Annotated in this window: 11 protein-coding genes; 5 read left to right on the forward strand and 6 right to left on the reverse strand. The window is 70.9% G+C overall.

The window, feature by feature from the left end; genetic code table 11:
* Nucleotides 1-176 precede the first annotated feature (176 nt).
* Nucleotides 177-395, forward strand: a complete 219-nt coding sequence (locus AB0H71_RS11865) for a type II toxin-antitoxin system VapB family antitoxin (RefSeq protein ID WP_357018351.1) — start codon at nt 177-179, stop codon at nt 393-395.
* Nucleotides 392-805 carry a PIN domain-containing protein gene (locus AB0H71_RS11870; RefSeq protein ID WP_357018353.1) on the forward strand — a complete coding sequence of 138 codons (414 nt, stop codon included), beginning with the start codon at nt 392-394 and terminating at the stop codon, nt 803-805. The genes AB0H71_RS11865 and AB0H71_RS11870 overlap by 4 nt, the downstream gene beginning before the upstream one ends.
* A 54-nt stretch (nt 806-859) precedes the next feature.
* Here the strand turns inward: AB0H71_RS11870 and AB0H71_RS11875 are convergent, their stop codons facing one another.
* A complete protein-coding gene (locus tag AB0H71_RS11875; protein ID WP_357018356.1) occupies nt 860-1,327 on the reverse strand; it encodes a MarR family winged helix-turn-helix transcriptional regulator in 468 nt (155 codons plus the stop codon).
* A gap of 56 nt (nt 1,328-1,383) precedes the next feature.
* Between AB0H71_RS11875 and AB0H71_RS11880 the strand changes: the two genes are divergently transcribed.
* Both AB0H71_RS11880 and AB0H71_RS11885 read left to right on the forward strand, forming a co-directional pair.
* On the forward strand, nt 1,384-1,719 hold the full coding sequence (locus AB0H71_RS11880; protein ID WP_357018359.1) for a metalloregulator ArsR/SmtB family transcription factor: 336 nt from the start codon (nt 1,384-1,386) through the stop codon (nt 1,717-1,719).
* Nucleotides 1,716-2,192: an SRPBCC family protein gene (locus AB0H71_RS11885; protein ID WP_357018362.1), complete on the forward strand. Its 477-nt coding sequence runs from the start codon at nt 1,716-1,718 to the stop codon at nt 2,190-2,192. Before AB0H71_RS11880 ends, AB0H71_RS11885 begins: the two co-directional genes overlap by 4 nt.
* A gap of 62 nt (nt 2,193-2,254) precedes the next feature.
* Here the strand turns inward: AB0H71_RS11885 and AB0H71_RS11890 are convergent, their stop codons facing one another.
* From AB0H71_RS11890 to AB0H71_RS11905, 4 genes are all read right to left on the reverse strand, one after another.
* On the reverse strand, nt 2,255-3,244 hold the full coding sequence (locus AB0H71_RS11890; protein WP_357018365.1) for a pirin family protein: 990 nt from the start codon (nt 3,242-3,244) through the stop codon (nt 2,255-2,257).
* Nucleotides 3,241-3,546 (reverse strand): GNAT family N-acetyltransferase, encoded by a 306-nt coding sequence (locus tag AB0H71_RS11895; protein ID WP_357018369.1) that lies wholly within the window; start codon nt 3,544-3,546, stop codon nt 3,241-3,243. Before AB0H71_RS11895 ends, AB0H71_RS11890 begins: the two co-directional genes overlap by 4 nt.
* A 62-nt stretch (nt 3,547-3,608) precedes the next feature.
* The gene (locus AB0H71_RS11900; protein ID WP_357018372.1) at nt 3,609-4,622 is read right to left on the reverse strand and encodes an aldo/keto reductase; all 1,014 of its coding nucleotides are present in this window, start codon (nt 4,620-4,622) and stop codon (nt 3,609-3,611) included.
* Entirely contained in the window at nt 4,619-5,026 is a 408-nt protein-coding gene (locus AB0H71_RS11905) for a MerR family transcriptional regulator (protein ID WP_357018375.1), read from the reverse strand. Before AB0H71_RS11905 ends, AB0H71_RS11900 begins: the two co-directional genes overlap by 4 nt.
* A 116-nt stretch (nt 5,027-5,142) precedes the next feature.
* On the opposite strand from AB0H71_RS11905, the gene AB0H71_RS11910 reads away from it, so the two are divergent.
* Entirely contained in the window at nt 5,143-5,337 is a 195-nt protein-coding gene (locus AB0H71_RS11910) for a hypothetical protein (protein WP_357018378.1), read from the forward strand.
* Between the two features lie 3 nt (nt 5,338-5,340).
* On the opposite strand, the gene AB0H71_RS11915 is transcribed toward AB0H71_RS11910, so the two are convergent.
* The gene (locus AB0H71_RS11915) at nt 5,341-5,832 is read right to left on the reverse strand and encodes a histidine phosphatase family protein (protein WP_357018381.1); all 492 of its coding nucleotides are present in this window, start codon (nt 5,830-5,832) and stop codon (nt 5,341-5,343) included.
* Nucleotides 5,833-6,073: the final 241 nt, after the last annotated feature.

Below are 6,073 nucleotides of genomic sequence, written 5' to 3' on the forward strand. Positions count from 1 at the left end.
AAGGCGTTCGGCCCCCGTTCCTTCAGGATCGGGGGCCGAACTGCTTGTATGGACTGGCGCAATTTCAGGAACTTCGGCGTCCCATCCGGCCCGGGTGGGAGCGCTGCTCCAGGCACGATGGCCCCGCGCCGTCAACGGTATATAATTACTCATATAACTGTGAGAGGAAGGGTGCCATGACACTCACCAGCGTCGATCTGGACCCGCGGTTGATCGAGCGTGCCAGGGCGCTTACGGGTGAGCGATCGAACCGAGCCGTCCTCGACCTCGCGTTGCGCCGACTCATCGCCTCGAAGCAGAAGGGCGCGATGATCGACGGTATCGCGGAGTTGAGCGACCTCGAGAACGAACTCGGCGCGCCGGTGGTCTCCCCGGACGAGTCCCGGCCGGCGTGACCGACTACCTGGTCGACAACTCCGTCTGGGCAAGGCTGGCCACTGGGGATCCAGGTATCACCGCCCGGCTGCGCCGCATCGAGCGGGCGCCGTCCGACCTGTTGGTCACTTGCCCGCCGCAAGTGCTCGAGTTCTGCCACAGTGCGCGGACGCCCGAGGAGCACACCCGCTACCGAGAGCAGATCTCACTCGGGTTCCCGCTCGAGCGTGCACCTGAGGAGTCGCTCGTGCTCGATATCCAGGCGGCGCTGTGGAACTCGGGGCTCGTTCGAGCAGCCGGATCGCTCGATGTCCTCATCGCTGGCTACGCCATAGTCAACGATGCGACCGTGCTTGCCGCCGACCACGACTACGAGCACATCGCAAAGGTATCCGACCTGCGGTGTGAGTACGTCTCGCCTTCGCCTTGACGTTTTTCGTGGCGGAAGTCGACCGGATTTCGACAACCGGGGTGAAGCGGGGGTTCAGCGCTCCATCTCGGCGCTGAGGCGGTGCAGGTAGCCGGCGAAGCGGTCGCGGTCCTCGTCCGACCAGGCGGCGGTGAGCTCGGCGAAGATGCGGCGCTGCCACTGGCGGGCGCCGGTGAGCAGGCGGGTGCCGCGGGGGGTGAGGTGCAGGGCGGTGCGGCGGCGGTCGAGGGTGGACTCGGTGCGGGAGACGTAGCCGGCGGCGCCGGCGTCGCGGACCATGCGGCTGGCGCCGGAGTGGTCGAGGCCGAGCAGGTGGGCGACGGTGCTGATGGTGGCCTCTGCGCCGTGCTCGGTGGCGGCGGCGACCGCCTCGACGACCTGGATGTGCTGGGTGTGCCTGAGCTCGTCGGGGAGCTGCGCGCTGCTGCGGTTGATCCAGCGGCGGGACCAGAACCGGATCAGGCGGAAGAGAGCGGGACCGCCGTCGGCGGAACTGTCGTGATCGGCGACGGCACTGCTCATGTTTCCAGGGTAATGCGCCCTTGACCGCGCCGCGGCGGCGCGCAATACTGAACTAGATGGTTCAGTATGACTTCTTGGATGCCTCCTTCGGCGCGCTGGCCGATCCGACCAGGCGCGGGATCCTGGAGCGGCTGCGCGCGGGGCCCGCCACGGTCAGCGAGCTGGCCGAGCGCTTCGGGATGACGCTGACCGGCGTGAAGAAGCACGTCGGGCTGCTGGAGGAGGCGGGCATGGTGACGACCGAGAAGCAGGGCCGGGTGCGCTGGTGCCGGCTCGGAACGGATGTCTTCGATCGCGAGGTGGCGTGGTTGCAGCGCTACCGCGAGGTGGTCGAGGAGCGCATGGACCATCTGGACGCGTTTCTGGAACGAACGAAGGAGCAGGAATCATGACAACGACCACCAACGACACCCTGGTCGCCGCCGACACCGATCGCGGCATCGATATCGAGCGCGTCTTCGACGCCCCGATCGCCAGGGTCTGGGCCGCGCACAGCCGGATCGAGCAGCTGGTGCAGTGGTGGGGGCGGGGGAATCCGCTGGATGTCGAGCGCTGGGAGTTCCGCCGCGGCGGGCACTGGCGGTTCGTGGAGCACGCCGAGGGGGAGGCGCACGGGTTCGAGGGGCGGTTCCGGGAGATCGAGCCGGAGCGGCGGATCGTCTGGTCCTTCGAGTGGGACGGGATGCCCGCGCACGTGTGCATCGACGAGATCAGCTTCACCGACCTCGGTGACGGGCGCACGCGGGTGCGGACGCACAGCCAGTTCCACACGCCGGACGAGCGGGACGGGATGCTGCAGTCCGGCATGGAGGGTGGGCTCAACGAGGGGTACCGCGCGCTGGACGCGCTGCTCGCCCGGGGGTGAGGAAAAAGGCCGCGCCGTCGCCACGCACCCGGCCGGCGACCGCTTCCGCGGCGTGCAGCTCGCTAGTGGTGCGGCGTGCCGACCCGGCGCTTGCGCGGGGTGAGTCGCAGGCCGGGTAGCGGGGGCGCTGGAATGCGCTGGTCGGCGGGGTGCCCGGGCACCGGGCCGAAGCGGCTCCCGTCCCGCGCCTCCCACTGCGAGCGCGCCGTCTCGATCTCCTCGTGGCTCCGCCCCACAAAGTTCCACCACATGACCAGCTCCTCGGCGAACGGCTCGCCGCCGATGAGCGCGACCCGCGCCCCCGCCGCGCTGCGCAGCACCACCTCGCTCCGGCCGGTGCCGAGGTAGAGCAGCGGCCCGGGCGCGAGCTCGACTCCGGCGACGGTGAGCTCACCCTCGACCCCGAGCAGGGCGTGCTCGAACGCGGGGTCCAGCGGCAGCCGCACCTCGGCGCCGGGCTCGATCGAGAGGTACGCGCCGACGATCGGGGTGTAAGCCCTGGCGGGCGAGGTGACCCCGCCCAGCGTGCCGATCAGCACGGTGGCCCGCACGCCGGGTGCGACGTACTCGGGCAGCTCGCGGTGCTGCTCGAAGTGCGGCTCGATCCCGGTGCTTTCGCCCGGCAGCGCGATCCACAGCTGCAGCCCGTTGCCCGCGGGCGCGCCGGGCACCGCGTACTCGGAGTGTGCGATCCCCCGCCCGGAGGTCATCAGGTTCAGCTGCCCCGGCTCGATCCGGACGTCGGAGCCCACCGAATCCCGGTGCCGGATATTGCCCTCCAGCGGCCAGGTGACGGTCTGCAACCCGATGTGCGGGTGCGGCTCGATATCCGGCGGCGCGCCGGTGGTGGTCACCGTCGGCGAGCCGAAGCGATCTAGGAAGCACCAGGCCCCGACGGTGGGCAGATCGCGCTGCGGCAGCACCCGCTCCACGAAGACGCCGCGGACCCCGCCGAGCGGCACCTCGCGCGCCGGGTACAGCTCGGCCAGCGGACCCGGCCCCGCCGCCGGGGTGCAGACCTCGGCGGCGGGGTTCGGGTCCAGGTCGCTCATCGCGTAACGCCCTTGCCGATCACGTGGGCGTCGTACTCCGCGTTCTTGTCCAGGAACGCCTTGATGAAGGGGCAGACCGGGCGGATCACCCGGTCCCTGGCGATGGTGTCCTCGACGGCGAACTTCGCGAGCGCCTTGCCGAGCCCCTTGCCGCCGAACTTGTCGTCGATCTCGGTGTGCGTGAAGACGGTCTCGTCCCCGCGCTCCTCGTACTTCGCGAACCCGGCCTGCTCACCCTCGTACCGGACCACGTAGCGCCGGTTCTCGTCCTCGCGCACGACCTCGACGGACTCCTGCGACATTGCCGTTCCTCCTTTTCGCGCCGACCCTCACATCATGCCGGGCGGTACGGTTCGCCGCCCGGTCACTCCCGTCCGGCCGAGGTGAACGACATGTCCGCGTAGCGTGCTCCGGCGACCTGCGCCGCCACCGGCTCGAGCGCCGCCAGTTCGGCCGCGCTCAGCGGCAGCACCGCGGCCGCCACGTTCTCGGCCAGCCGGGTGCGGCTGCGGGTGCCGGGGATCGGGACCACCGGCAGGCCGTGCGCCTCGGCACGGGAGTGCACCCAGGCCAACGCCACCTGGGCCGGGGTGATTCCGCGCTGCTCGGCGAGCTCCCGGATCGGGGCGAGCAGCGCGGCATTGTGCGCCGCGTTCTCCCCCGAGAAGCGCGGCATGGCGCGGCGGAAGTCCTCGGCGTCCGGCAGCGCGCCGGCATCGGCGAAGGAGCCGGTCAGGAAGCCGCGGCCGAGCGGCGAGTAGGGCACGAAGGTGACGCCGAGCTCGGCCGCGGCGGGCACCGCGGTGCGCTCGACATCGCGGGAGAACAGCGACCACTCCGACTGCACCGCGGCGATCGGGTGCACCGCGTGCGCGGCCCGCAGCTCGTCGCCGGTGACCTCGGAGAGCCCGATGGCGCGCACCAGCCCCGCCTCCACCAGCTCGGCCAGCACGCCCACCGACTCCTCGATCGGGACGGCGGGGTCGCGCCGGTGCATGTAGTACAGGTCGATGGTGTCGATGCCGAGCCTGCGCAGGCTGCCCCGCACGGACGAGCGGATGTACTCGGGGGAGTTGTCGATGCCGCGGAAGGCCGGGTCGGCCGGGTCGCGGCGGATGCCGAACTTGGTGGCGAGCACCACCCGCTCCCGGTTGGCCCGGACGAAATCGGCGAAGAACTCCTCGTTGTGCCCGGAGCCGTAGACGTCGGCGGTGTCGAAGAGCGTGACGCCGAGTTCGAGCGCGCGCTCCAGCGTCGCGCGCGATTCGGTGAGGTCCGAGCTGCCGTAGAACTCGCTCATCCCCATGCAACCGAGGCCCTGCACGCCCACCTCGATTCCGCCGAGCGCGGTGGTGGGCAGGGTTCCGCTGGTGGTCATACTGTCGTCCCTTCACAGTGCGTCCCGACCGCGCCCTCGTAGAGCCCGATCTTGTAGTCCAGAACGGCGACGGTCTGGCTGAGCTCCTCGATCCGGGCGAGCGCGTCGGCGCGGGTGGCGCGGAAGAGCGCGAGCCGCTCCGGGATGGTCGACTCGCCCGCGCGCACCAGCTCGGCGTAGCGCACCATGTCCGCCACCGACATGCCGGTGGTGCGCAGCCTGCCGATCAGCTGCAGCCAGTCCAGATCCCGCTCGGTGAACCGGCGCTTGCCGGTGTGGTCGCGCCCGACCGAGCTGAGCAGCCCGATCCGCTCGTACCAGCGCAGGGTGTCCCGGCTCAGCCCGGACCGCTCCGCCGCCTCGCCGATGGAGTACCGCGGACGTTCGATCGTCGCTTCGGTCATCGCTGCCGCCCTTTCCGAGGAACATCTACGACGCTAGCCACCTGGAGCACACTCCAAGCAAGGACGATTCTCGCCGGGTTGCGGCGGCGGCGCGCACCGCGACCTACCCTGGAGCCATGCCTGGAAAGGACATCGACCGGGTCAGGGCGCGCTCCGCCCTCGCCACGGTCAAGGAGAGCCCGGTGATCACCGCCATCGCGGTCGCGCCGTTCGTCGCCGCGCTCGGCGTGGTGTGGTGGCTGTTCGGCGGCTTCGCCGCGTTCGTGCTGCTCGCCGTGTTCGGCGTGGTCGCCGTGGTGAAACTGCGCTGAGGCTCAGCGCGGCACGTGGAAGTGCGTGAGCTCGCCGCTGCCCGGCCCGATCTCGGACCACGGCAGCGCGAACTCCAGCACCGCCAGCGCCGAGGTCGGGAACTTGCGCGCCAGCGCGATGGCGGCCGCGCTCGTCCGGTCGGCGGCCAGCTCCAGCGCCGTCTCCGGCATGCCGGGGAAGTGGCCGACCAGCAGCAGGGTCCGCACCGCGTCGCCGGTCAGCCGGACGAGCTCGACCAGCTCGTCCGCGTCCGCGTCGTAGATGCCGGATTCGTAGTGCGCCGGCGCGGTGATGCCGGTGGCCGCGAGGGTGCCGCGGGTGCGCTCGGCGGTGGAGCAGCGCACCTCGTCGACCGGGGGGAGGGTGGCGCGAATCCACGCCCCGGCCAGCGCCGCCTCGCGTTCGCCGCGCGGTGCGAGCGGGCGCTCGTGGTCGGCGACGCCGTCCGGGTAGGCCGATTTCCCGTGCCGCAGGAGGATGAGCGTGCGCGCCATGGGTTCACCGTAGACGCTCTCCGGTGCGAGCCCCGGATCGCGCTCGAGGCACACTGAAAGCGGCATCACAGTGCCGGGGGCCGCGAATGATCGTGTCCGCCTTCACGGTGGCGCCACTCCGCACGCACACCCCGAGGATCAGCACACATGGCCTACGTAATCACGCAGCGTTGTTGCAATGACGCGAGCTGCGTCTCCGAGTGCCCGGTCGATTGCATTCGTCCGACTCCGGATCAGCCGG

The sequence above is a fragment of the Nocardia sp. NPDC050697 genome (assembly GCF_040654395.1).
Classification (GTDB): domain Bacteria; phylum Actinomycetota; class Actinomycetes; order Mycobacteriales; family Mycobacteriaceae; genus Nocardia.